The organism is Bradyrhizobium sp. Ken64 (assembly GCF_055807555.1).
Map to the genome: position 1 here is coordinate 1 of NZ_JBVVPA010000148.1, position 233 is coordinate 233.

1 protein-coding gene is annotated in these 233 nt (G+C 53.2%); it reads left to right on the plus strand.

Annotation, left to right across the window (positions count from 1 at the left end; translation table 11 throughout):
- Positions 1–7: 7 nt before the first annotated feature.
- Positions 8–127: a chemotaxis protein CheB gene (locus AC0L2F_RS36000; protein ID WP_473251557.1), complete on the plus strand. Its 120-nt coding sequence runs from the start codon at positions 8–10 to the stop codon at positions 125–127.
- Positions 128–233: the final 106 nt, after the last annotated feature.

Sequence of the window (233 nt, forward strand, 5' to 3'; positions counted from 1 at the left end):
GTCTACTGTGGCTCAGGACGAGGCAACGTGCGTGGTGTTCGGCATGCCAAAAGAAGCCATCAAGCTCAATGCCGCCCAGCGCATCATGGCCTTGCAGGAGATTCATCAGGCCATCTTGTATAAATGAAGGCGCGTTATCGCCAGATGCAAAAAAGCCAACGCGCGAAGGCGTTGGCTTTTTTGTGGGACGTGATGCGTTAGTTCTGGATGTTCCCGGTTATGGTGGGAACATC